This is a genomic window from Nocardioides litoris, assembly GCF_006346315.1.
In the GTDB taxonomy this organism is placed as follows: domain Bacteria; phylum Actinomycetota; class Actinomycetes; order Propionibacteriales; family Nocardioidaceae; genus Nocardioides; species Nocardioides litoris.
Window position 1 is genome coordinate 948,583 of record NZ_VDMR01000001.1, and the last position, 21,891, is coordinate 970,473.

Here is a 21,891-nt window from a genome sequence, read left to right on the forward strand (position 1 = left end):
CGGGCTCAGAGCTTGCGCAGCCGCACGTACCGCACCGAGTGGTCGCGGTCCTTGCGCAGCACGAGCGTGGCCCGCGAGCGGGTGGGCAGCACGTTCTCGGTCAGGTTGGGGCCGTTGATGCTGTCCCAGATCCGCGTGGCCTCGGCGACGGCCTGCTCGGCCGTGAGCGCGCCGTACTTGCTGAAGTAGGACCCCGGGTCGCGGAACGCCGTCTCCCGCAGGCGGAGGAAGCGCTCGACGTACCAGTCGCGGATGTGGCTGGTGCCGGCGTCGACGTAGACGGAGAAGTCGAAGAAGTCGCTCACGGCCAGGCCGGTCCGGCCGTCGTCGCGGGTGCGGGCGGGCTGCAGGACGTTGAGGCCCTCGATGATGACGATGTCGGGCCGGTTGACCACGACCTTCTCGTCGGGCACCACGTCGTAGACCAGGTGGGAGTACGTCGGCGCCTCGACCTCGTCCTTGCCCGACTTGATGTCGACCACGAAGCGGAGCAGGGCGCGCCGGTCGTAGGACTCCGGGAACCCCTTGCGCTGCAGCAGCCCGCGCCGCTCGAGCTCGGCGTTGGGGTAGAGGAAGCCGTCGGTCGTCACGAGCGCGACGTTGGGGTGCTCGGGCCAGTGGGCCAGCATCTGCTGCAGCACCCGCGCGGTCGTCGACTTGCCCACCGCCACCGACCCGGCGAGCCCGATCACGAACGGCGTGCGCGGCGGCGTGGCCTGGTGCAGGAACTGCTCCTGCTCGCGGTGCAGGCGGCCCGCCGACTCGACGTACAGGCTGAGCAGGCGCGAGAGCGGCAGGTAGACCTCCTCGACCTCCTCGATCGAGAGCTGGTCGCCGAGGCCGCGCAGGGCCCGCACCTCCTCGGCCCGCAGCGGGTTGGTCGTCTCGTGCGCCAGGGCGGCCCAGGCGGCCCGGTCGAGCTCGATGTACGGCGACGCCTCGCGCGCCGCCTCGTCGAGGCGCTGGCCGTGCGACATGGATCGCATCCTTGCAGCCCCGCGGCGAGGCCGGTCCGGGGGTCCGCGACCCGTAGAGTGACCCCCCATGTGCGGGATCGTCGGGTACGTGGGGCCCCAGCAGGCCCAGGACGTGGTCGTCGAGGGGTTGCGGCGCCTCGAGTACCGCGGCTACGACTCGGCGGGTGTGGCCCTGGTGAGCGGCGGCGCGATCGCCGACGCCAAGAAGGCCGGCAAGCTGGCCAACCTCGAGAAGGAGCTCGCCGACCGGCCGCTGCCGGCCTCCGGCACCGGCATCGGCCACACCCGGTGGGCCACCCACGGCGCGCCCAACGACGTCAACGCCCACCCGCACCTGGGCCACGACCGCCGCGTCGGGCTCGTGCACAACGGCATCATCGAGAACTTCGCCGACCTGCGGGCCCGGCTCGAGGCCGACGGCCACGTGCTGCTCTCCGAGACCGACACCGAGATCGTGGCCCACCTCGTCGAGCTGCAGGTCGCCTCCGGCGTCGACCTGACCACCGCCATGCAGCGGGTCTGCCAGGTGCTGGAGGGCGCGTTCACCCTCGTCGCGGTCGACGCCGAGGACCCCGACCGGGTCGTGGCCGCGCGCCGCAACAGCCCGCTCGTGGTCGGCCTGGGGGAGGGCGAGAACTTCCTCGGCTCCGACGTCGCGGCGTTCATCGAGCACACCCGCGACGCCCTCGAGCTCGGGCAGGACACCGTCGTCACCATCACCCGCGACGGCGTGGAGGTGACCGACTTCCACGGCGCCCCCGTCGAGGGCACCCGCTACCACGTCGACTGGGACCTCTCGGCGGCCGAGAAGGACGGCCACGACTGGTTCATGCGCAAGGAGATCTTCGAGCAGCCGCGGGCCGTGGCCGACTCGCTGCTGGGTCGTCGCTCGCAGGCGGGGCTGCTGCAGCTCGACGAGATGCGCCTGTCCGACGACGAGATCCGCGACATCGACAAGGTCATCATCATCGCGGCCGGCACGTCGTTCTACGCCGGCATGGTCGCCAAGTACGCCATCGAGCACTGGACCCGCATCCCGGTCGAGGTCGAGCTGTCGAGCGAGTTCCGCTACCGCGACCCGATCCTCGACCACTCCACGCTCGTGGTCGCGATCAGCCAGTCCGGCGAGACCGCCGACACCCTGCAGGCCATCCGCCACGCCCGCACCCAGCGTTCGCGGGTGCTGGCCATCTGCAACACCAACGGCTCCACCATCCCCCGCGAGTCCGACGCGGTCATCTACACCCACGCCGGGCCCGAGATCGGCGTCGCCTCGACGAAGGGCTTCCTGACCCAGCTGGTGGCCTGCTACCTCCTCGCGCTGTACGTCGCGCAGGTCAAGGGCACCCGCTACGGCGACGAGATCGACGAGGTGATGCGCCAGCTCGAGGCCATCCCCGGCCACATCGAGACCGTGCTGGCCGGGGCCGAGCAGGTCTACGACCTCGCCCGCGAGCACGTCGGCACCCGGTCGGTGCTCTTCCTCGGCCGCCACGCCGGCTACCCGGTCGCCCTCGAGGGCGCCCTGAAGCTCAAGGAGATCGCCTACCTGCACGCCGAGGGCTTCGCCGCGGGCGAGCTCAAGCACGGCCCCATCGCCCTGGTCGAGGAGGGCCTGCCGATCCTGTGCGTCGTCCCGCCCCGCGGCCGCGACCAGCTGCACGAGAAGATGATCAGCGGCATCCAGGAGGTCCGCGCCCGCGGCGCCCGCACCATCTGCCTGGCCGAGGAGGGCGACACCCGCATCGAGCCGTACGCCGACGCGCTGGTGCGCCTGCCCCGCGTCCCGGTCCTGCTGCAGCCGCTGGTGGCCACCGTCCCGCTGCAGCTGTTCGCCTGTGAGCTGGCCACCGCCCTCGGCCACGACGTCGACCAGCCCCGCAACCTCGCCAAGTCCGTCACCGTCGAGTAGTCGTGCGCGCTCGGCTGGGTGGTCTCGAGACGGTTGCCAGGGCAACCTCCTCGACCAACGTCGGGTCGAGCCCCGCCGGGCCCCACGGTGGTCGAGGAAGGGGCCCTGGCGCCTGTCTCGAGACCACGCGACCCGCCCGACCGAGCAGGGGACCCACGTGGCGGTGATCGGGGTCGGCATCGACGTGTGCGCGATCGACCGGTTCGGGGAGTCGCTGGCCCGCACGCCGGCGCTGCGGGAGCGGCTGTTCACGCCGGCGGAGGCGGTGCGGCCGCTGGCCTCGCTGGCCGGCCGGTTCGCGGCCAAGGAGGCGCTGGCCAAGGCGCTCGGCGCCCCGGGCGGGCTGGCCTGGCACGACGCCGAGGTGGTCTCGGAGGAGTCGGGCCGTCCGGTGCTCGAGCTGCGCGGCACCGTGCGCGCCCGGGCCGACGAGCTGGGGGTGGCCCACGTGCACGTGTCGCTGTCCCACGACGCCGGGGTCGCCTCGGCCGTGGTCGTGCTCGAGTCCTGAGCCCGCCGCTGACCACGAACGTCACGCGACACCCCCGGGCGTAACCCCAGCGCGCGGTCGCGCGACCCCTCGACGAAACACGGCGTCCCTACGGTCACGGGGCCGACCCGGGACAGGGGTCGAGCAACCGACACCCGAGGGAGACGTGCGTGAGCACACGCAGCACACTGGCGGCCGCCCTGGCCGCGACCACGGCGGTGGCCACCATGGCCGTCACCACCGCGCCGGCGGCCCCCGCCGCGCCGGCCCGCACCGCGACGACCAGCACCGCCGCCTCGGCCACGGGGGGAGCGGGCTGGCTCGAGCCGTCGTACGTCGCGGCCGACCTGACCGGCGACGGGCAGGTCACCACCGCCGACCTCGACGCGCTCGCCGCCCGGCCCGGCACGACCGCGGCCGACCTGGCCGAGCTCGCCCAGGAGGTCCTGTACGACGACGGCCCGTTCGAGCTGGTCGAGGCCTCGGCCATCGACATGCAGAAGGCCATGAACGCCGGCGTCGTCACCTCGGTGCAGCTGACCCAGGCCTACCTCGACCGCATCGAGGCCTACGACGGGCTGAAGGACGACACCCACAGCCGGCCCCTCAACGCGATCATCACCACCGGCGGCGAGGAGGCGCTGGCCGCGGCCGCGGCGTCGGACGCCTGGCGGGCCGAGCACGGCGGGCCGCGCAGCATGCTCGACGGCATCCCGATCGCGCTCAAGGACAACTACGACACCGAGGACCTGCCCACCAGCGCCGGCCACGGCAGCTGGGAGACCAACCAGACCGCGACCGACGCCTTCATGGTGGCCGGCCTGCGCGAGGCGGGCGCGGTCGTGCTCGCCAAGGCCACGCTCGACGAGTGGGCCTTCGGGTTCGTCTCGGAGTACACGACCGGCCAGCCCGCCGGCACCTCGAAGCTCGTCGCCAGCCCCTACAACCTCGACCGCACCGCCGGCGGGTCGAGCGGCGGCACCGGCGCGTCGGTCTCGGCCAACCTGGCCGCGATCGGGTTCGGCACCGACACCGGCGGCTCGATCCGGGTGCCGTCGTCGTACAACCAGCTCGTGGGGGTCCGGCCCACGGTCGGCCTGGCCAGCCGCGACGGCATCGTGCCGCTGGCGCTGAGCCAGGACACCGGGGGTCCGATGGCGCGCTCGGTCACCGACGCCGCGATCGCCCTCGACGCCGTCGTGGGCGTCGACCCGGCCGACCCCGTCACGAGCGAGCAGGTCGACGAGGTGCCGGAGTCCTACACGCGGTTCCTCGACCCCGAGGCGCTGCGTGGCAAGCGCTTCGCCTACCTGACCTCGATGGTGCCGACGAACAACGCGGCCACCCAGCGGCTCTTCGCCCAGGCCGTCTCCGAGCTGCAGGCGCAGGGCGCCGTGGTCGAGCCGGTCACCACCACCGCGCTCAACGCGACGCTGGCCGAGCCGAGCGGCAGCACCAACGAGTTCAAGCACGACCTCGACGGCTACATCGCCGCCCACCTCGACCCCGACGTGGCCACCCGATCCCTGGCCGACATCATCGCCTCGGGCCGGCTCGTCCCCAGCCGCACCAGCACCTACGTCGGCCGCAACAACGTGACGCCGGCGCAGTACGAGCAGTGGATGACCAGCCACACCGCGGCCATCCGCACCGGCGAGCAGGCCCTCACCTCGCTGCTCGACGGCGGGGACTACGACGCGCTCGTCTACCCCTCGACCAACGGCTACGGGACCATCGGCACCAACATGCGGCTCAGCCCCAACACCGGCATGCCGGCCGTGACCGTGCCGATGGGCCAGGCCACCACCGGGGAGGCGATCCCGGGCGCGGGCGTCAACCTCGAGCTCGTCGGCCGCAACTACGCCGAGGGCGACCTGCTCGGCTACGCCTACGACTACGAGCAGGCCACGAAGCACCGCACGACGCCGGCGCTCTACCCGGCGCTCACCCCGCCCGCACCCGGCACCTCACCCGGCACCGCGCCGCGGGGCACGGTGGCCAACCGCGCCGAGGGGTACTCCGTCACCGTCTCCGACCCCGAGGTCGAGATCGGTGACGAGGTCACCGTGACCGTCGCCGCCGGTGCGGCCGAGGACCTCTACGCCTACGGCCTCGACCTCGGCTTCGACCCCACCCTCCTGCGGTACGACGGCGCGGAGGCCACCGACGCGATGCCGTGGTCGGCGGTGACGACGAGCGGGGCCGGCGAGGGCAGCGTCGCGGTCGTGGCGTCCGAGCTCGGCACCTCGCCCGCCACCTCGGGGCCGGTCACGCTGGCCACCCTGCGGTTCACCGCGGTCGGGCAGGGCGCGGCGCAGGTGACCGCCGGGCCGCTGGAGTCCGTGGCGAGCGACCTGACCGTGGCCACGACCGACGAGGCCGGCTCGGGCACGGTCGCGGTCGGCCTCAAGACCGCCCCGGTGGCCACCACGGCCCCGACCGTCGTCGGCACGCCCCGGGTCGGCCAGGTCGTCCGGGCCACCGGCGGCGCCTGGGACCTCGACGGCGTCCGGCTCGGCTACCAGTGGCTGGTCGGCGGCTCCCCGGTGCCGGGGGCGACCGCGCCGTCGTACCGGCTGCGCGTGGCCGACGTCGGCCGATCCCTCGCGGTCGCCGTCGTCGCCACCGTGCCCGACCACGCGCCCGGCGTGGCCAGCTCGGCCGCCCGGACGGTGCTGCGGGCCCTGACCACCACGCGTGCCTCGGTGCGACCGGCCCGGCCGCGGGCCGCAAAGCGGTCGACCGTCGTCGTGACCGTCGCGGCCGCCGGGGTCGTGCCCACGGGCACGGTGGTCGTCACCTGGGCCCAGCGCCGGGTGGGCCGTCCGGTCGTCCTGACCGGTGGCCGCGCCCGGATCTCGCTGCCGCCCCGCGCCCGCGGCACCCGCTGGCTGCGGGTGGTCTACCGGCCCACCGCGGCCTTCGGGGGCAGCGGCACCGTGCGGGCGGTGCGGGTGCGTCGCTGAGGCGGATAGCGTCGCGACGGTGAGGCAGGCACACACCGTCGACCAGGTCCGGGCCGCCGAGGCGGCGCTCATGGCCGAGCTCCCCGACGGGGCGCTCATGCAGCGCGCCGCCCACGGCCTGGCCCACGCGGTGCTCGACCTGCTCTCCCCGGGCGCCTACGGACGCCAGGTCGTGCTCCTGGTCGGCTCCGGCGACAACGGCGGCGACGCCCTGCACGCCGGGGCCGTCCTGGCCCGGCGGGGCGTCGCCGTCACCGCCCGGCTGCTCTCCGACCGGGTCCACGAGGGCGGGCTGGCCGCCCTGCGCGCCGCAGGCGGTCGCGTGGGTGACGGGCCGGCCCGGCCCGACCTGGTCGTCGACGGGGTCGTCGGCATCGGCGGCCGCCCCGGGCTCCGGCCCGAGGCGGCCGCCGCGCTGTCGTCGTACGCCGGGGTCGGTGGCGGCCGGGTGCCGGTGGTCGCGGTCGACACGCCCAGCGGCGTCGACGTCGACTGCGGGGAGCTCCCGGACGAGGGCGGCCACGTGACTGCCGACCTCACCGTCACCTTCGGCACCCTCAAGGTCGCCCACCTCGTCGACCCGGCCGCGTCGGCCGCGGGCGCGGTGCACCTGGTCGACATCGGTCTCGGTCCGCACCTGCCCGCCCCGGTGCTCGAGGCCCTCCAGCCCGCCGACGTGGCGGCGCTGCTGCCCCGACCGGCCCGGGACGCGCAGAAGTACACCCGCGGCGTCGTCGGCGTGCGCGCCGGCTCGGCCACCTACCCCGGCGCCGGGCTGCTCTCCGTCGCCGGCGCCGCGTGCGGCCTGGCCGGGATGGTCCGCTACGTCGGCGACGACGCGGTGCACGACCTCGTCCGCGAGCACCACCCCGAGGTCGTCGGGGCCGGGCGGGTGCAGGCCTGGGTCGTCGGGTCGGGCAGCGGCGACGGCGCGGCCGGCACGCTCGCCGAGGCCCTCGACGACGACGTCCCGACGGTCGTCGACGCCGACGCGCTCGACCACGCCCCCCGCGACCGCGACGGCCGTGACGACCTCGTGCTCACCCCGCACGCCGGCGAGCTGGCCCGGCTCCTCGACGCCGACCGCGCCGACGTCGAGGCGCGGCCGCTCCACTTCGTCCGCACGGCCGTCGACACCTTCGGCTGCACCGTGCTGCTCAAGGGTCGGCACACCCTCGTCGCGCACCCCGACGGCCGGGTGCGGGCCACCACGACCGGCGTGCCCTGGCTGGCCACCGCCGGCGCCGGCGACGTGCTCGGCGGGCTGGTCGGCGCCCTGCTCGCGGCCGGCCTGGCGCCGTACGACGCCGCGAGCGTGGGGTCCTGGCTGCACGGCGCCGCGGCGACGCGCGCCTCGGGCGGGGGGCCGATCACGGCGGGTGACGTGGCGGCGGCGCTGCCGTCGCTGCTGCGCGACCTGCTGGGATGATGGCGGCATGACCCGCGCCGAGATCGTCGTCGACCTCGCCGCGGTCCGGCACAACGTCCGCACCCTGCGCGCCCTGGCCGGGGTGCCGACGATGACCGTGGTCAAGGCCGACGCCTACGGCCACGGCGCGCTCCCCGTGGCCCGCGCCGCCCGCGAGGCCGGCTCGGAGTGGCTGGCCGTGGCCACCCTCGACGAGGCCCGGGCGCTGCGGGCCGGCGGCGACACCGGGCCGCTGCTGACCTGGCTCACCGTCCCGGGGGAGAGGTACGACGACGTGGTCGCCGCCGGCGTCGACCTCACCGCCTACTCCGTGGCCGAGCTCGACGAGGTCGCCGCCGGCGTCGAGGTCGCGGGCGTGCCGGCGCGCGTGCAGCTCAAGGTCGACACCGGCCTGCAGCGCGGCGGCGCCGCCCGCGCCGACTGGCGCCCGTTCCTCGAGCGGGCCCGCGCCGGCGTCGAGGCCGGCACCTGGCAGGTCACCGGCCTGTGGTCCCACCTGGCCTGCGCCGACGAGCCCGACCACCCGGCCAACGACGCCCAGCAGGACGCCTTCGACGACGCGCTCGCCCGCGCCGCCGAGGTGGGCCTCGACCCCGGGCTGCGGCACCTGGCCAACTCCGCCGCCACGATCACCCGCCCGCAGGCGCGCTACGACCTGGTGCGCACCGGCCTGGCGTCGTACGGCCTCGACCCGGCGCCGGGCGTGCCCCACGGCACCGACCTGCGGCCCGCCATGACCGTGCGGGCCGAGCTGGCCCTGGTCAAGCACCTGCAGGCCGGCGACGCCGTCTCCTACGGCCACACCTGGACCGCGCCCGGCCCGACGACGATCGGCCTCGTCCCCGCGGGGTACGCCGAGGGCGTGCCCGTCGCCGGCACCAACCGCCTCGAGGTCGCCGTCGGCGGCGAGCGTCGTCCGCTGCGGGGCCGGGTCTGCATGGACCAGGTGCTCGTCGACCTCGGCGGCGACGCCCCGCCGGCCGGCACCGAGGTCGTGCTGTTCGGGCCGCCCGGCGAGGGGCGCGCGACCGCGCAGGAGTGGGCCGAGGCGTGCGGCACGATCAGCTACGAGATCGTGACCCGGATCGGCGGGCGGATGCCCCGCCGCCACGTCGACACCGCCACCGCCACCGACCGTGAGGAGCCCTCGTGACCACCTCCCGCCGCCGCTGGGTGCTCGGGTCGATCGGCGGGGCCCTCGGGCTCGCCGCCGCCGGCACCGCGATCGGCCTGCTGCGCCAGCAGCGCGAGGTGCCGGTCGACGCCGGGCTGTCGGTGCCGCTGGGGTCGCTGCGCTCGACGCCGCGCACGGTGGTCGCCGACGACGGCACGCCGCTGCACGTCGAGGTCGACGAGGTCGACGAGGTCGACGACCTCGGTGCGGGGTCCGGGCGGGGGAGCCGGCGGGCCGGGCAGGCGCCGCCGGTCACGCTGGTCTTCGCCCACGGCTACTGCCTGACCCTCGACTCGTGGCACTTCCAGCGGGCCGCCTACCGCGGCCTGGTGCGGGCGGTCTACTACGACCAGCGCTCCCACGGGCGCTCGGGCCGCTCCGACCGCGAGCACGCCACCATCGACCAGCTCGGCCACGACCTGCGCGCGGTCATCGAGCAGACCGTGCCCGAGGGGCCGGTCGTCGTCGTCGGGCACTCGATGGGCGGCATGACGGTGGTCTCGCTGGCCGAGCACCACCCCGAGCTCATCGGCACCAAGGTCATCGGCGTCGGACTGGTCTCCACGACCGCCGGCGGGCTCGACCCGAGCCGCATCCTCGTCCCGCTCCTCCCGGCGCGGCTGACCAAGCGGGCCACCCTGCGCGCGGTGGCGACCCTGGCCCACGGCCACGCCGCCATCGACCAGGTGCGCCGGGTCGGCCGCTACATCGCCAACGTCGCCACCAGCAAGCTCGCCTTCGGCAGCGACGACGTGCCCCACGAGTACGTCTCGTTCGTCGACGACATGCTCTCCGCCACGCCGTTCGAGGTGGTGGCCGACTTCTTCCCGAGCTTCAGCAGCCTCGACAAGTTCGACCACGTCGAGGTGCTCGACGAGGTGCCGGTCTCGGTCATCTGCGGCACCGCCGACCGGATCACCTCGATCGGCCACTCCCGCAAGCTGCACGCCCGCATCCCGGGCTCGCGGCTGCTGGAGTGCGAGGGCGTCGGGCACATGGTGCCGCTGGAGCGCCACGACCAGGTCAACGCCGAGCTCGACCAGCTCATCACCGCGGCCACGACCCGCGCCACCCGGCGGTGAGGCGGCGATGAGCGCGCCCGCCCTCACCGTCCGCCGCGTCGGGCCGGAGTCCGCCGCCGCGGTGCTGGCCATCGTGCAGGAGGCCTTCGGCAGCCGCCCGCCCCTCGACCCGCCCGCCGACGCGCTGCGCGAGACCGAGGCCTCCATCGCCACCCGGCTCGCCCTCGGCGGCGGCCTCGTGGCCCGGCTCGACGGTCGCCCCGTCGGCACGCTGCTCCTCGACGCCGTCGGCGACACCGTCTACCTGCGCCGCTTCGGCGTCGTCACCGACGCCCAGGGCCACGGCGTCGCCGGCGCGATGATCCAGGCCGCCTCGGAGGCCGCGGCCGCCACCGGCCGCTACCGCTGGCTGCGGGTCGTCGCCCGGGAGGAGCTGCCGCGCACCGTCGCCTTCTGGGCCCGCCGCGGCTTCGTGCAGACCGACCGGCGCTCGCCGTACGTCGAGCTGGGCCGGCCGGTCCCGACCTTCCACGAGGTCGCCACGGCCGAGGACATGCGAGCCCTCGGCGCCCGCATCGCGCAGGACCTGCGCGCCGGCGATCTGCTCGTGCTCACCGGCGACCTCGGGGCCGGCAAGACGACGTTCACCCAGGGCCTGGGCCAGGGGCTCGGGGTCGAGGGGGCCGTCACCTCGCCCACCTTCGTCATCGCCCGCGAGCACCGGTCGGCGCGCGGCGGGCCCGAGCTCGTGCACGTCGACGCCTACCGGCTCGGCGGCGCCGCCGAGCTCGACGACCTGGACCTCGACACCACGCTCGAGGAGGCCGTGACCGTCGTGGAGTGGGGCGAGGGCGTGGCCGAGGACCTCGCCGAGTCGCGGGTCCAGGTGCGGATCACCCGGCACGCCGACGCCCCCGCCGGCTCCGACCCCGGCTCGGCCGAGCCCCGCACGGTGGAGGTCCTGCGGCTCGGGGCGCGCTGGGCCACGTGAGCCTCCCCACGGCCCTGCTGGTGGTCGACGTGCAGCACGACTTCGTGCACGCCGACCCGCCTCCGCACGACCCGGACGCGATGATCGCCGCGCTGACCACCCTCCTCGACGCGGCTCGGGCCGCGGGCGCGCTCGTCGTGCACGTGCGCGACGTGGGCGACGCCGACTCCCGGTTCCCGCCCGGCAGCCCCGGTCGCCGGCTGGTGCTCGAACCCGCGCCCGGCGAGCCGGTGGTCGACAAGGAGCACGACGACGCCTTCGTCGGCACCGACCTGGCCGACCTGCTCGCCGGTCACGAGGCGGTCGTCGTGGGCGGGCTGCAGTCGGAGATGTGCGTCTCCGCGACGGCGCGCGGGGTGCTCGCCCGGGGCCTGCGGCTCGTCCTGCCCCACGACGCGCACTCGACGTACGACGTCCCGGCCGGGCCGGCGGGTCCGGCGATCCCGGGCGAGGTGGTGCGGCGGGTCGCGGCGTGGGCGCTCGGCGACGAGGTCGAGCTGCCGCTGCACGCGGCCGACGTGCGGTTCGCGGCCGGGCCAGGACTAGCCTGCTGACGTGCTGCTGGCCCTCGACACCGCCTCGCCCCAGGTCGCCGTCGCCGTCCTCGACGACGAGGGCGCCACGGCCGCCGAGCTGCGCTCGGAGGAGACCATGCGCCACGGCGAGCAGCTCGCCCCGCTGCTGGAGCGGGCGCTCGCCGAGGCGGGCATCCAGCGCTTCGACGTGACCGCGGTCGCGGTCGGCGTCGGTCCTGGCCCCTACACCGGCCTGCGCGTCGGCCTCGTCACCGCCCGGACCCTCGGCTTCGTCCTCGACGTCCCGGTGTACGGCGTGTGCAGCCTCGACGCGCTCGCGCTCGAGGCCGTGGTGACCGGGGCCGTCGACGGGCCGTTCCTGGTCGCCACCGACGCCCGCCGCAAGGAGGTCTACCTCGCGGCGTACGACGTCGACGGCACCCGCACCAGCGGCCCGGCGGTCGACAAGCCGGCCACGGTGGCCGCGGGCCTGGCCGACGCCGACACCCCGGTCGTGGGGGAGGGGGCGCTGCTCTACCCCGAGGCGTTCCCCCGCGCCGTCGGCCCGCAGCGCCCCAGCGCCGCCTGGCTCGGGCGGGCGGTGGTCGACGAGCGGGCCGAGCTGCTCGACCCCGAGCCGCTCTACCTGCGCCGTCCCGACGCCGAGGTGCCCGGCACCCCCAAGCCCGTCTCCTGATGGCCTCCGTCCGCGCCGCGACCCACGACGACGCCGAGGCGCTGGCCGCGCTCGAGGCTGCCAACCTCGGCGACGACGCCTGGTCTCCCGCGCTGGTCGCCGACGGGGTGTCCGGGGTGGTGCCGACGGTGTCGTGGCTGGTCGCCGAGGTCGACGGCACGGCCGTCGGCTACGCCGCCACGAGCACGGCCGGCGACGTCGCCGAGCTCCAGCGCATCGCGGTCGATCCGGCCCACCGTCGTGCGGGGCTGGCCACGGCGCTGGTCGAGGAGACCAGCCGCGCGGCCCGGGCCGCCGGGGCCGACCGGCTGCTGCTGGAGGTGCGGGAGGACAACGCCGGGGCGCTGGCCTTCTACGCCGCCCGCGGGTTCGTCGAGGTGTCCCGTCGCCGCCGCTACTACCGCGACGGCACCACCGCCGTGGTCATGCGCCTCCCGCTGGTCAGCGGCTGCGGCTGAGTGTCACCGGCCCAGGGGGAGCCCGAACGGCGACGACGTCGGCGGGTCGGGGGCCAGACCCCGCGTCGGCCCCGCCACGACGACCGGCTCCTCGCCCACGGTCACGGTGAGCAGCTCCCACGTCGGGCCCGTCGCGCGGGTGAAGGCGAGGGTGTCGTCGTCGACCCAGGCGAGGCGGCCCAGCAGCTGCTCCGGAGCCGGCTCGACCCGGAGGAGCTCCGCGCCGGTCGCCGGGTCGAGCACCGCGACGAAGCTCGGGCCGAAGCCCTCGGTGTAGGTGTTGGTGGCGGCCAGGTAGGCGCCGGTCGGGGAGAGCTGCTGCGGGGTGTGGTCGCAGGTCTCGAAGACGAACGCGCCCGCGTCGGCGTCGTACAGCCCGCCGCACGTCTGCGGGACCAGCTCGTCGACCGACGTCGTGGCCAGCCACCGGTCGCCCTGCACGTCGAGCAGGCCGATCGCGCCCGGCACCGGCTCCTCGACCACGCCGTCGGGGCCGAGCGCCCGCGGGCCCTCCGGCCCGGACTCGTCGCGCAGCAGCACCCGGCAGTCGCCGTCGGGGTCGGAGCAGTCGGGCCCGCCGCTGACTGCCGAGACGGCCCAGCCGCGGTAGCCCTGCCCGAGCGTCGCCTCGCCGTCGGCCCACACCGTCTGCACCGCGCCGTCGCGCGTGATGAATGCCGCCACCTGGCTGCGCGCGTCGACCCGCATCCCGCTCGCGGCCGGGAACCGGCGCGCCGTGCCGTCCTCCAGCACGACGACGGTGGTCGACCCGTCGGACGGGTCGCGCTGCGCGGCCACCACCCGGTCGCCCAGCTGCACCGCCGAGTCGTACGCGGCGCCGGGGGGCAGGTCGACGGTCGACCCGTCGGCCAGCCGGAGCACCGTGCCCTCGACGTACGACGGCGCGAGGTCGGTCTGCGGCCCGGTCGAGGTCGGGGCGACCGGCTCCGGTGCGGTCGAGCCGCCGCCGAGCGAGCCGCTGACGACCAGGGCCACCGGGACCGCCACGGCCGCGGCGAGCCCGGCGGCCGCGGCCGCGACCCGACGCCGTCGGATGCCGCCGGCCCGGGTCCTGACCCGGCCGAGGTCGAGGGGAGCCTCGTGGAGGTCGCGGACCCGGCGGTCGAACGCGTCGGTCATCGCGGCCTCCCAGGGGTCGGGCTCGTGGTGGTTCATCGGCCCTCCTCCGGGCTCGCGGGGTGCAGGTGGGCGGGGACGCGCTCGCGCAGCGCGGCGACCGCACGGCTGCACTGGGACTTCACGGTGCCGACCGAGACGCCCAGCACGTCGGCGGTCTCGGCCTCGGTGAGCTGCTCGTAGAACCGCAGCACCACCACGGCCCGGGCCCGGGGGGGCAGCGAGCGGACCACCTCCCACAGCGCCTCGGCCTGCCCGTCGTCGTACGAGTCGCGGTAGGCGGTGTCGGGCAGCTCCTCCCGCACGTGCTCGCGGCGCTTCCACGGCCGCCGCCACAGCGAGTGGTGCTCGTTGACCATGATCCGGCGCACGTAGGCGTCGACGGCGCCGCGGTCGTGCACCCGGTCCCAGGCGAGGTAGAGCTTGGCGAGCGAGGTCTGCAGCACGTCCTCGGCGGTGTGCCGGTCGCCGGTCAGCAGGTACGCCGTGCGCAGCAGCGCGGGCTGGCGGGCCCGGAGGTAGGCCTCGAAGTCGGCGTCGCGGCGTCCGGATGGCTCGCGCCGCACCAGCGACACGTGCCCGCCTCCTCCGCCCACGACACCAAGACGCACCGTCCGGGCAGATGGTTGCAACGTCGGTGGGATGCGGTTGCATGGGTGCACATCCACCCTCGAAGCCCAGGAGTACCCATGCAGCAGGTCCAGGCCGTCGTCGCGAAGGCCCAGGGGGCCCCCGTCGAGCTGGTCACCATCAACGTGCCCGACCCCGGTCCGGGCGAGGCCGTCGTCCAGGTGCAGGCCTGCGGCGTCTGCCACACCGACCTGCACTACCGCGAGGGCGGTATCAACGACGAATTCCCCTTCCTCCTCGGCCACGAGGCGGCCGGGGTCGTCGAGGCGGTCGGCGAGGGCGTGACCGAGGTGGCTCCGGGCGACTTCGTGGTGCTCAACTGGCGCGCGGTGTGCGGCGAGTGCCGGGCCTGCAAGCGGGGCGACCTGCAGTACTGCTTTAACACCCACAACGCGACGCAGAAGATGACCCTCGAGGACGGGACCGAGCTGTCCCCGGCCCTGGGCATCGGCGCGTTCGCCGAGAAGACGCTCGTCGCCGCCGGCCAGTGCACCAAGGTCGACCCCGAGGCCCGCCCCGCGGCCGTCGGCCTGCTCGGCTGCGGCGTCATGGCCGGCATCGGCGCGGCCATCAACACCGGCCAGGTCGGTCGCGGCCAGTCCATCGCGGTCATCGGCTGCGGCGGCGTCGGCGTGGCCGCGGTGGCCGGTGCGGCCCTGGCCGGCGCCAGCCCCATCATCGCCGTCGACATCGACCCGCAGAAGCTCGAGGCCGCGCGCCGGCTCGGGGCGACCCACACGGTCGACTCGAGCCAGGCCGACGTCGTCGAGGAGGTCAAGCGCATCTGCGCCGAGACCTACGAGGGCGCCGAGGGCGCCGACGTCGTCGTCGAGGCCGTCGGCCGGCCCGAGACCTGGAAGCAGGCCTTCTACGCCCGCGACCTCGCCGGCACCGTGGTCCTGGTCGGCGTCCCGACGCCCGACATGGTGGTCCCCGACCTGCCGCTCATCGACGTCTTCGGCCGCGGCGGGTCGCTCAAGTCCAGCTGGTACGGCGACTGCCTGCCCTCGCGCGACTTCCCGATGCTCGTCGACCTCTACCGCCAGGGTCGCCTCGACCTCGACGCGTTCGTCACCGAGGAGATCGGCATCGGCGACGTGGAGGCGGCGTTCGAGAAGATGCACGGCGGCAACGTGCTGCGCTCGGTCGTGGTGCTCTGATGGCGGGCTCCGGCACCCGGGTCGACCACGCCGTCTCCAGCGGCACCTTCAGCCTCGACGGCGAGACCTTCGACGTCGACAACAACATCTGGGTCGTCGGCGACGACACCGAGTGCGTCGTCATCGACGCCCCCCACTCCGTCGAGGACATCCTGGCCGTGGTGGGGGAGCGACGGGTCAAGGCCATCGTGCTGACCCACGCCCACGACGACCACTGCCTGGTCGCGCCCGCGCTGCGCGAGGCCGTCACCGCGCCGATCCTGCTGCACCCCGACGACCGTCCGCTGTGGGAGCTCACCCACACCGAGCACCTCTGGGACGTCGACCTGACCGACGGTCAGACCATCGACGTCGGCGGCACGACCCTGCAGGTCCTGCACACCCCGGGCCACGCCCCCGGCGCGGTCTGCCTGTACGCCGTCGACCTCGGCTGCGTCTTCACCGGCGACACGCTCTTCCAGGGCGGCCCCGGCGCCACCGGGCGCTCGTACTCCGACGAGGGCGTCATCAAGGACTCCATCCGCTCCCGGCTGCTCGCCCTGCCCGACGACACCGTCGTCCACACCGGCCACGGCGACGACACCACGATCGGCGCCGAGCGGGCCGGCCTCGACGGCTGACGCGCCCACCGGCTCCTGGGGCGTGGTCACGCCCGCCCCAGGAGTGCTGCGGAACCCCCGGTCGGCCGGGTGTTCCTGCAGCTGGGCAGGGACTTCTTGCGCTTGCCGGGCAATGCATTGCCTGACAAGCGCGAGAAGACCCCGCCCAGGTCGCCCGACTGGACCGTTGCCCCGCGCCCGCCCCGCCCCGGCCCGGCCCGGCCCGTCGGCTACGTCGACAGGTCCTCGCCGTACGCGACGATGCGGGCCTGCGAGCCGAAGGCCACGACCAGCGCGTCGGCCGCCGCTCGAGCGCAGCCCACCGTGAGCTCGTCCTCCTCGTCGACGTCGCAGGCGAAGGTCCAGGCGCGGTCGTCGGGCCAGGCCAGGTGCGGGCCCGGCCCGTTGCCGTACGGCGCTTGCCGCCACGCGACCGACGGGAGGTCGTGGAGCGCGTCGACGGAGGCCTCGAAGAGCAGCATGCGCCGCTCCGGGACGTCCACGACCGGCGCGGCCGGGCGGGTCCCGCGGCTGGTCCAGCCCTCCCAGACCGCGGCCCAGCAGCGGCCGGGTGTCGTGGTGTGCTCGGCCAGCACCTCGAGCACGCGCCGCTCGGTCCGCACCTGCTCGTCCTCCACGTCGAACCGCACCCGCAGGTACACCTCGTGCCCGGGCGGCCCGAAGCAGACCAGGTCCCACCAGGGCGCCGCAGCGTCGAGCAGGTGCCGAGCAGGTTCGACCGACGGCGCCGGCCGCACCGCCGGCGTCACCGCGCCTCGATCCCGATCGAGAGGAACCGCCGCAGCGCGTCGGCCCCCTCGACCACCACCGGCTCGCTCGGCCGCACGTACGTCGCCGGCGTGACCACGACCCGCTGCTCGGCGACCCCGACCGCGTGGCCCCGGACGCGCTGCACCACCCGGGCGCGGCCGTTGTCGACGTACCCGACCTTGTGGCTCACCGCGGCGGACGCCCGGTTGCCCTCCAGGTAGCCCGACTCGCACGCGACGGCCCCGAGCTCGTCGAGGGCGAGCCCGACGGCCAGCTGCCGCATCACCGTGCCCGTGCCCCGGCCCTGGTGGGCCAGGCCGAGCCACGACCCGGTCTCGACCGTGCGCACCTGCGCGAAGTGCTCGGCGTGCAGGTCCTGCATGCCGACGAGCACGCCGTCGCGCCGGACGGCGAGGGCCAGCCACCACTGGTCGGGCGCGAACATGGACCGCTGCTGCCACCACCACCCCAGCGACGTCGCGGGGAACCCGTCGGGGGCGCCGGGGGCCCACGGCTCCTCGTGCCAGTCGCGCAGGAACGGCACCGGCGAGCCCGGTGCCTGGACGCCGCTGCGCACCAGCTCGACCAGCTCGGGCAGGTCGTCGTCGCGCAGCACCCGCAGCTCGACGGGGCCGCACGAGACCCGCAGGGCGTACGGCGGGAAGATCTCCTCGAGGGTGAGCATGCGGCATCCTCGCGGTCGGCGGGCCGGCCGCGCACCCCAGTTCCCGGTCGACCGCGGGACGGCGATGAGTCGGCGGTCGTCGTCCGGTCAGTCCTGTCGTGGACGACGCGACGACGGACGTGAGGGTGCTGGCCACCGGGATCGCCCTGGGTGAGTCACCCCGGTGGCACGACGGCGCCTTCTGGATGTGCGACTGGCTGGCGGGCACGGTGCTCCGCCTCGACGCCGCCGGCCAGCGGGAGGTGGTGGCCCGGGTCGAGGGCATGCCGTTCTCCATCGACTGGCTGCCCGACGGTCGCCTCGTCCTCGCCACCCCCGACGGCGTCCGCGCCGGTGCCGAGCAGGAGCCGCTGGGGGCGTGCGGCCGCGGCTGGAACGAGGTCGTCGTGCACCCCAGCGGTCGCGTGTACGTCGACGTCCCCGGCTCGATGCCGTGGGAGGACCCGCTGCCGGGCCTGCTGGCCGTGGTGGAGCCCGACGGGACGGACCGCGTCGTGGCCGAGGACCTCTGGTTCCCCAACGGCATGGTCGTCACCGACGGCGGCGCGACCCTCGTGGTGGCCGAGTCCCACGCCGACCGGCTCACCGCCTTCACCGTCACCGACGGCGGCGACCTCGTCGACCGCCGCACCTGGGCCGAGACCGGGCCCGGCTCGGCCCCCGACGGCATCTGCCTGGACCGCGAGGGCGCGATCTGGTTCGCCAGCGTGCCGGGCGCCCGGTGCGTGCGGGTCGCCGAGGGCGGCGAGGTGCTGGCGACGGTCGAGGTCGGCCAGCCCTGCTTCTCGTGCGTCCTCGGCGGCGCCGACGGCCGCACCCTGCACGTCACCGCCAACGACTACGACGCCTCCGGGGTCGGCAACGGCCGCGTCCTCACCGCCCGGGTCGCCGTCGGCGGCTGGTGAGCCGTCGGGGCCGGCGGAACGTCGCGACCAGCACGTCGTGGTCGGTGTACGTCGCGGGCTCGACCGACGAGCGGACGCGGCCGAGCCGCGGGTCGGCGTACACGTGCTGGATGCCGGGCGCCTGGGCCGCGGCAGCGTCGGTGACCGTGCGGAACGGGCGGTCGAGGCACGAGGGGAGCCGGTTGACGTCGCCCGACGCCACCACCGGCTGCAGCCGGGCCAGGCGGGTGACGGTCTCGGCGAGCTCGGCGCACTGACCGTCGTTGGCGGCCTGCGCGGCGGCGGTGCCGCGGGTCGAGAGGTGGGTGCCGCACACGGTCAGCCCGTCGGTGAGCACGCACGCGAGACGCCGCTCCTCGGCCCCCTCCTGCGCGGCGTACGCCGTGTCGCGCACGGCGAGCGCCGGCTCGTCGGTCAGCACCGCGTTGCCGAGCTCGCCGCGACCCTCGGGCGTGCGGCAGGGGAGCGCGGCGCCGCGGTAGCGCACGGCCGAGACGTGCAGGTGCAGGCCGGTCTCGGCCGCCACCCGGGCGGCGTCCGCGGCACGACTCGTCGAGCACGACCACGTCGGCGTCGTGCTCGCGCACGAGGCGCACCGTCTCGTCGACCACGGCGGGGTAGGCCGTCCGGCCGAAGCAGCCGGCCAGGCCCGAGAGGCACTGGTCGACCTGCAGCAGGGTGACGTGGCGTGAGGTCCGGTCGTGGTCATCCGGGCCACGCGCGGCCGTCGCGGGGGCCGCGAGGACGGCGAGGACCATCGATGCGGCGAGGAGGAGCGAGGACGGGAGGCGTCGCGTGGTCACCGGCGATCCCACGCGGCCCGGTCGGCGTGACCGGGACCGTCGGGCGGCCGGCGTCCGAACCCCGGGTGAACGGGCCACCCCCAGGAACGTATCGGCCGCGCCGGCCGGCATGTGACGATCGGCCGCCCCTTCCGACGACGTGAGGACGCTGGTGCATCCGCTCCAGGCCGAGTACTGGGCCGCGCTCGAGTCCGCCGACCGGGTCGCGGCCCTGGAGCTGGTCAAGCGAGCCCGGGTCGAGGGGACCTCGCACCCCGAGATCATCGACCGCCTGGTCGTGCCGGCCCAGGCTCGCATCGGCGAGCTCTGGCTCTCGGGGGAGTGGGACGTCGAGCGCGAGCACGAGGCCACCACGATCAACGAGGGCATCGTCCACTGGCTGGGGTCGTTCGCGCCGCCGCCCGACCCCGGACGCCCGCTCGTGGTCGTCGCCTGCGTCGAGACCGAGCGCCACTCCCTGCCCGCGCTGGTGATCGCCGAGGGCCTGGCCGGTGAGGGCTACCGCGTCGACTACCTCGGCGGCGACCCCGACCCCACCCACCTGGTCCGGGCCGTGGTGACCACCCGGCCGAGGGCGGTCCTGTTCAGTGCCTCGCTGACCTCCTCCCTCGCCGGGCAGAAGCGCGTCTTCGCCGAGCTGCGGGCCTTCGGCATCCCCGTCGTGGTGGGCGGCAGCGCCTTCGGCGGAGACCCCGACCGGGCCCTGGCCCTCGGCGCGACGGCGTACGCCGCCGACCTGGCCTCCGCCTGCGGCTGCTCGAGACCCTGCCGCGGCGGCTCGAGCCGGTCCCGGTGCCCGAGCCGACGCCCGCCGACGTCGAGGGCGCCTGGATCCTCGAGCAGCGCCGGGTGCTCACCGAGGGCGTGGTCGCGCGGTTGCGTGACCGCTGGGGCCGCGAGGCGGGCCTCCCGGCCTGGTGGCCCGACCTCGTGGGGCACGTCGACCACGTCGTGGGGTGCCTGGCCGCCTCGGTGGTGACGGGTGACGAGACGATCATGGTCGAGGTCCGCGACTGGCTGCGCACCGTCGTCGGGGCGCGCGGCGGCGACCCGACGCAGGTCGCTGCGGTGTGGGAGCTGCTCGCGGTCCCGCTGCGCGGACACCCGCTGGCCCGCATCCACCTCGCCACCGCGCCGCCGCTGCGCGAGCCGTCGTCCGGCGACCTCGGTGGCGACCTCGACGGCGGCGACCTCGACGAGGGGCTCAGCGGGGCCGCGTCCTAGACCGCTCCGAGCGGCCGGTCAGAACGGCTCGACGAGCAGGCAGGTGCCCCGCCCGTCGACCCGGGTCAGCACGATCGTGGCCTCGGCGTCGCCCTGCAGGGCCAGGCGGGGCCGCAGCTGCTCGGGCACCACGTCCACGCCGCGCTTCTTGATCGTCAGCCGGCCCACGCCGCGCTCGCGCAGCGCGGCCCGCAGCGGCTTCTCCCGGTAGGGCAGCTCCTCGACCACCCGGTAGCCCCGCGCGAAGGGCGAGCGGTAGGACGCGTCGCTCGTCACGTAGGCGATGTGCTCGTCGACCAGCCCGCCGTCGACGCCCGCGGCGACGGCGGTGACCAGGCCGGCGCGCACCACGGCGCCGTCGGGCTCGTAGAGGTAGGCACCGACGTCGCGGACCCCGACGGCCGCCGCCCCGGGGTCGTCCTCGTCGGTGAGCGTCGCGAGCCCACCGTCGCCGATGACCGTGGCCCGGCGGGCGGTCGTGGCCAGCCGGCCCGACCACAGCGCGGCCTCCTTGACCTCGCCCCGGTCGCTGACCCACTCCGCCTCGACGCCGTCGGGCACGAGGTCGTGCGGGATGCCGGGCGCGACCTTGACGCAGGCGTCGCGCGCGAGGAGGCGCTCGACGAACGACCAGGGCGGCGTCCAGTCCTCCGCCCGCCAGGTGCGTCCGGACCCCGTGCGGCGGGCCGGGTCGGCGTACGCGACGTCGAAGGGGGAGGTGTCGAGCGTCGTGGCATCAGCGACGTCGACCGCGCCGCCGAGCGCGAGCGCGGACAGGTTGGCCGCGGCCACGGCGACCCGCACGGGGTCCAGGTCGATGCCCACGCACGTCGCGCCGGTGCGGGCGACCGCGACCAGGTCGCCGCCGATGCCGCAGCCCAGGTCGACGAACGTCCGGGTGCCGAACGCCGCCAGCCGGCCCGCCCGGTGGGCCGCGACGGGCGCGCGGGTGGCCTGCTCGAGCCCGTCGGGCGTGAAGTACATGCGGGCGGCGTCGTCACCCAGCTTGGCCTCGGCGCGCCGGCGCAGCTCGACCTGCGTCAGCGCGGCCGCGACGTGCTCGGGCGCGGCGTCGCGGCGCAGGCGCGACTGCACCTGCAGCGGGTCGCCCTCGAGCGTGGTCGCCCGCTCCAGCAGCGCCTGGCCCTCGTCGGTGAGCAGCCAGCGGAAGGCGTCGAGGTCCACCGCCCGATCCTGGCAGCGCGGCACGGGTGCGACCGCGGCGGGGGCGGCGCGCCCGGCGCGGTCCTCGGCTGCCGCTCGTCGTCACCATCACCCTCGTGCGGTCGTCTCCGGTCGTCGCCGGCCCCCTGCTGGCACTCACCCCGGGCGAGTGCTAGTTTCGG

Annotated in this window: 22 protein-coding genes; 15 read left to right on the plus strand and 7 right to left on the minus strand. The window is 75.6% G+C overall.

The annotated features are described in order from the left end of the window. Nucleotides 1-5: 5 nt before the first annotated feature. The gene (gene coaA, locus FJQ57_RS04640) at nt 6-977 is read right to left on the minus strand and encodes a type I pantothenate kinase (RefSeq protein ID WP_139978016.1); all 972 of its coding nucleotides are present in this window, start codon (nt 975-977) and stop codon (nt 6-8) included. 67 nt (nt 978-1,044) lie between these two features. On the opposite strand from coaA, the gene glmS reads away from it, so the two are divergent. From glmS to rimI, 10 genes are all read left to right on the plus strand, one after another. Further along, entirely contained in the window at nt 1,045-2,889 is a 1,845-nt protein-coding gene (gene glmS / locus FJQ57_RS04645; RefSeq protein ID WP_139978017.1) for a glutamine--fructose-6-phosphate transaminase (isomerizing), read from the plus strand. Between the two features lie 157 nt (nt 2,890-3,046). Continuing rightward, nucleotides 3,047-3,400, plus strand: coding sequence for a holo-ACP synthase (locus tag FJQ57_RS04650; RefSeq protein ID WP_139978018.1), 354 nt, complete (start codon nt 3,047-3,049; stop codon nt 3,398-3,400). A 149-nt stretch (nt 3,401-3,549) separates the two neighbouring features. Next, a complete protein-coding gene (locus FJQ57_RS22250; protein WP_170219269.1) occupies nt 3,550-6,345 on the plus strand; it encodes an amidase family protein in 2,796 nt (931 codons plus the stop codon). 19 nt (nt 6,346-6,364) lie between these two features. Beyond that, on the plus strand, nt 6,365-7,774 hold the full coding sequence (locus tag FJQ57_RS04660; protein WP_139978019.1) for a bifunctional ADP-dependent NAD(P)H-hydrate dehydratase/NAD(P)H-hydrate epimerase: 1,410 nt from the start codon (nt 6,365-6,367) through the stop codon (nt 7,772-7,774). Nucleotides 7,775-7,781: 7 nt separating this feature from the next. Then, nucleotides 7,782-8,927, plus strand: a complete 1,146-nt coding sequence (alr, locus tag FJQ57_RS04665; RefSeq protein ID WP_139978020.1) for an alanine racemase — start codon at nt 7,782-7,784, stop codon at nt 8,925-8,927. Beyond that, the gene (locus FJQ57_RS04670) at nt 8,924-10,030 is read left to right on the plus strand and encodes an alpha/beta fold hydrolase (RefSeq protein WP_246081586.1); all 1,107 of its coding nucleotides are present in this window, start codon (nt 8,924-8,926) and stop codon (nt 10,028-10,030) included. Before alr ends, FJQ57_RS04670 begins: the two co-directional genes overlap by 4 nt. Before the next feature lie 7 nt (nt 10,031-10,037). Beyond that, complete coding sequence (gene tsaE, locus FJQ57_RS23705; protein ID WP_139978021.1) at nt 10,038-10,961, plus strand: tRNA (adenosine(37)-N6)-threonylcarbamoyltransferase complex ATPase subunit type 1 TsaE; 924 nt, start codon at nt 10,038-10,040, stop codon at nt 10,959-10,961. After that, the gene (locus tag FJQ57_RS04680) at nt 10,958-11,515 is read left to right on the plus strand and encodes a cysteine hydrolase family protein (protein WP_211348744.1); all 558 of its coding nucleotides are present in this window, start codon (nt 10,958-10,960) and stop codon (nt 11,513-11,515) included. The genes tsaE and FJQ57_RS04680 overlap by 4 nt, the downstream gene beginning before the upstream one ends. Nucleotide 11,516: 1 nt before the next feature. After that, the gene (gene tsaB / locus FJQ57_RS04685) at nt 11,517-12,173 is read left to right on the plus strand and encodes a tRNA (adenosine(37)-N6)-threonylcarbamoyltransferase complex dimerization subunit type 1 TsaB (protein ID WP_139978022.1); all 657 of its coding nucleotides are present in this window, start codon (nt 11,517-11,519) and stop codon (nt 12,171-12,173) included. Beyond that, nucleotides 12,173-12,631: a ribosomal protein S18-alanine N-acetyltransferase gene (rimI, locus tag FJQ57_RS04690; RefSeq protein WP_139978023.1), complete on the plus strand. Its 459-nt coding sequence runs from the start codon at nt 12,173-12,175 to the stop codon at nt 12,629-12,631. Before tsaB ends, rimI begins: the two co-directional genes overlap by 1 nt. A gap of 3 nt (nt 12,632-12,634) precedes the next feature. On the opposite strand, the gene FJQ57_RS04695 is transcribed toward rimI, so the two are convergent. Beyond that, the gene (locus tag FJQ57_RS04695; RefSeq protein WP_139978024.1) at nt 12,635-13,807 is read right to left on the minus strand and encodes a hypothetical protein; all 1,173 of its coding nucleotides are present in this window, start codon (nt 13,805-13,807) and stop codon (nt 12,635-12,637) included. After that, nucleotides 13,804-14,334, minus strand: coding sequence for a SigE family RNA polymerase sigma factor (locus FJQ57_RS04700; RefSeq protein WP_139979043.1), 531 nt, complete (start codon nt 14,332-14,334; stop codon nt 13,804-13,806). The genes FJQ57_RS04695 and FJQ57_RS04700 overlap by 4 nt, the downstream gene beginning before the upstream one ends. 123 nt (nt 14,335-14,457) lie before the next feature. Between FJQ57_RS04700 and FJQ57_RS04705 the strand changes: the two genes are divergently transcribed. Together FJQ57_RS04705 and FJQ57_RS04710 are read left to right on the plus strand one after the other, a co-directional pair. Continuing rightward, nucleotides 14,458-15,558: an S-(hydroxymethyl)mycothiol dehydrogenase gene (locus FJQ57_RS04705; RefSeq protein ID WP_139978025.1), complete on the plus strand. Its 1,101-nt coding sequence runs from the start codon at nt 14,458-14,460 to the stop codon at nt 15,556-15,558. Then, a complete protein-coding gene (locus FJQ57_RS04710) occupies nt 15,558-16,178 on the plus strand; it encodes an MBL fold metallo-hydrolase (RefSeq protein ID WP_139978026.1) in 621 nt (206 codons plus the stop codon). The genes FJQ57_RS04705 and FJQ57_RS04710 overlap by 1 nt, the downstream gene beginning before the upstream one ends. Nucleotides 16,179-16,387: 209 nt before the next feature. Here FJQ57_RS04710 and FJQ57_RS04715 read toward each other — a convergent pair whose 3' ends face one another. Then, the gene (locus FJQ57_RS04715) at nt 16,388-16,927 is read right to left on the minus strand and encodes a hypothetical protein (RefSeq protein WP_139978027.1); all 540 of its coding nucleotides are present in this window, start codon (nt 16,925-16,927) and stop codon (nt 16,388-16,390) included. Then, nucleotides 16,924-17,613 (minus strand): GNAT family N-acetyltransferase, encoded by a 690-nt coding sequence (locus FJQ57_RS04720; protein ID WP_139978028.1) that lies wholly within the window; start codon nt 17,611-17,613, stop codon nt 16,924-16,926. Before FJQ57_RS04720 ends, FJQ57_RS04715 begins: the two co-directional genes overlap by 4 nt. 98 nt (nt 17,614-17,711) lie before the next feature. Here FJQ57_RS04720 and FJQ57_RS04725 point away from each other — a divergent pair, with 98 nt between their 5' ends. After that, nucleotides 17,712-18,518, plus strand: coding sequence for an SMP-30/gluconolactonase/LRE family protein (locus tag FJQ57_RS04725; RefSeq protein WP_139978029.1), 807 nt, complete (start codon nt 17,712-17,714; stop codon nt 18,516-18,518). On the opposite strand, the gene FJQ57_RS04730 is transcribed toward FJQ57_RS04725, so the two are convergent. Further along, a complete protein-coding gene (locus tag FJQ57_RS04730; protein ID WP_139978030.1) occupies nt 18,487-19,044 on the minus strand; it encodes an endonuclease/exonuclease/phosphatase family protein in 558 nt (185 codons plus the stop codon). The genes FJQ57_RS04725 and FJQ57_RS04730 overlap by 32 nt on opposite strands. A gap of 428 nt (nt 19,045-19,472) precedes the next feature. Here FJQ57_RS04730 and FJQ57_RS04735 point away from each other — a divergent pair, with 428 nt between their 5' ends. Together FJQ57_RS04735 and FJQ57_RS04740 are read left to right on the plus strand one after the other, a co-directional pair. Continuing rightward, entirely contained in the window at nt 19,473-20,300 is an 828-nt protein-coding gene (locus tag FJQ57_RS04735) for a cobalamin B12-binding domain-containing protein (RefSeq protein ID WP_170219271.1), read from the plus strand. 17 nt (nt 20,301-20,317) lie between these two features. Further along, on the plus strand, nt 20,318-20,545 hold the full coding sequence (locus tag FJQ57_RS04740; protein ID WP_139978032.1) for a hypothetical protein: 228 nt from the start codon (nt 20,318-20,320) through the stop codon (nt 20,543-20,545). An 18-nt stretch (nt 20,546-20,563) separates the two neighbouring features. On the opposite strand, the gene FJQ57_RS04745 is transcribed toward FJQ57_RS04740, so the two are convergent. Then, entirely contained in the window at nt 20,564-21,730 is a 1,167-nt protein-coding gene (locus FJQ57_RS04745) for a class I SAM-dependent methyltransferase (RefSeq protein WP_139978033.1), read from the minus strand. Nucleotides 21,731-21,891 lie beyond the last annotated feature (161 nt).

What these genes read in the sequence shown, in the direction of transcription:
- FJQ57_RS04705 (WP_139978025.1), top strand. Translation starts at nt 14,458, where the DNA reads ATGCAGCAGGTCCAGGCCGTCGTCGCGAAGGCCCAGGGGGCCCCCGTC.
- coaA (WP_139978016.1), bottom strand. Translation starts at nt 977, where the DNA reads ATGTCGCACGGCCAGCGCCTCGACGAGGCGGCGCGCGAGGCGTCGCCG.
- glmS (WP_139978017.1), top strand. Translation starts at nt 1,045, where the DNA reads ATGTGCGGGATCGTCGGGTACGTGGGGCCCCAGCAGGCCCAGGACGTG.
- alr (WP_139978020.1), top strand. Translation starts at nt 7,782, where the DNA reads ATGACCCGCGCCGAGATCGTCGTCGACCTCGCCGCGGTCCGGCACAAC.
- FJQ57_RS04740 (WP_139978032.1), top strand. Translation starts at nt 20,318, where the DNA reads ATGGTCGAGGTCCGCGACTGGCTGCGCACCGTCGTCGGGGCGCGCGGC.
- FJQ57_RS04695 (WP_139978024.1), bottom strand. Translation starts at nt 13,807, where the DNA reads ATGAACCACCACGAGCCCGACCCCTGGGAGGCCGCGATGACCGACGCG.
- tsaE (WP_139978021.1), top strand. Translation starts at nt 10,038, where the DNA reads ATGAGCGCGCCCGCCCTCACCGTCCGCCGCGTCGGGCCGGAGTCCGCC.
- rimI (WP_139978023.1), top strand. Translation starts at nt 12,173, where the DNA reads ATGGCCTCCGTCCGCGCCGCGACCCACGACGACGCCGAGGCGCTGGCC.
- FJQ57_RS04720 (WP_139978028.1), bottom strand. Translation starts at nt 17,613, where the DNA reads ATGCTCACCCTCGAGGAGATCTTCCCGCCGTACGCCCTGCGGGTCTCG.
- FJQ57_RS04710 (WP_139978026.1), top strand. Translation starts at nt 15,558, where the DNA reads ATGGCGGGCTCCGGCACCCGGGTCGACCACGCCGTCTCCAGCGGCACC.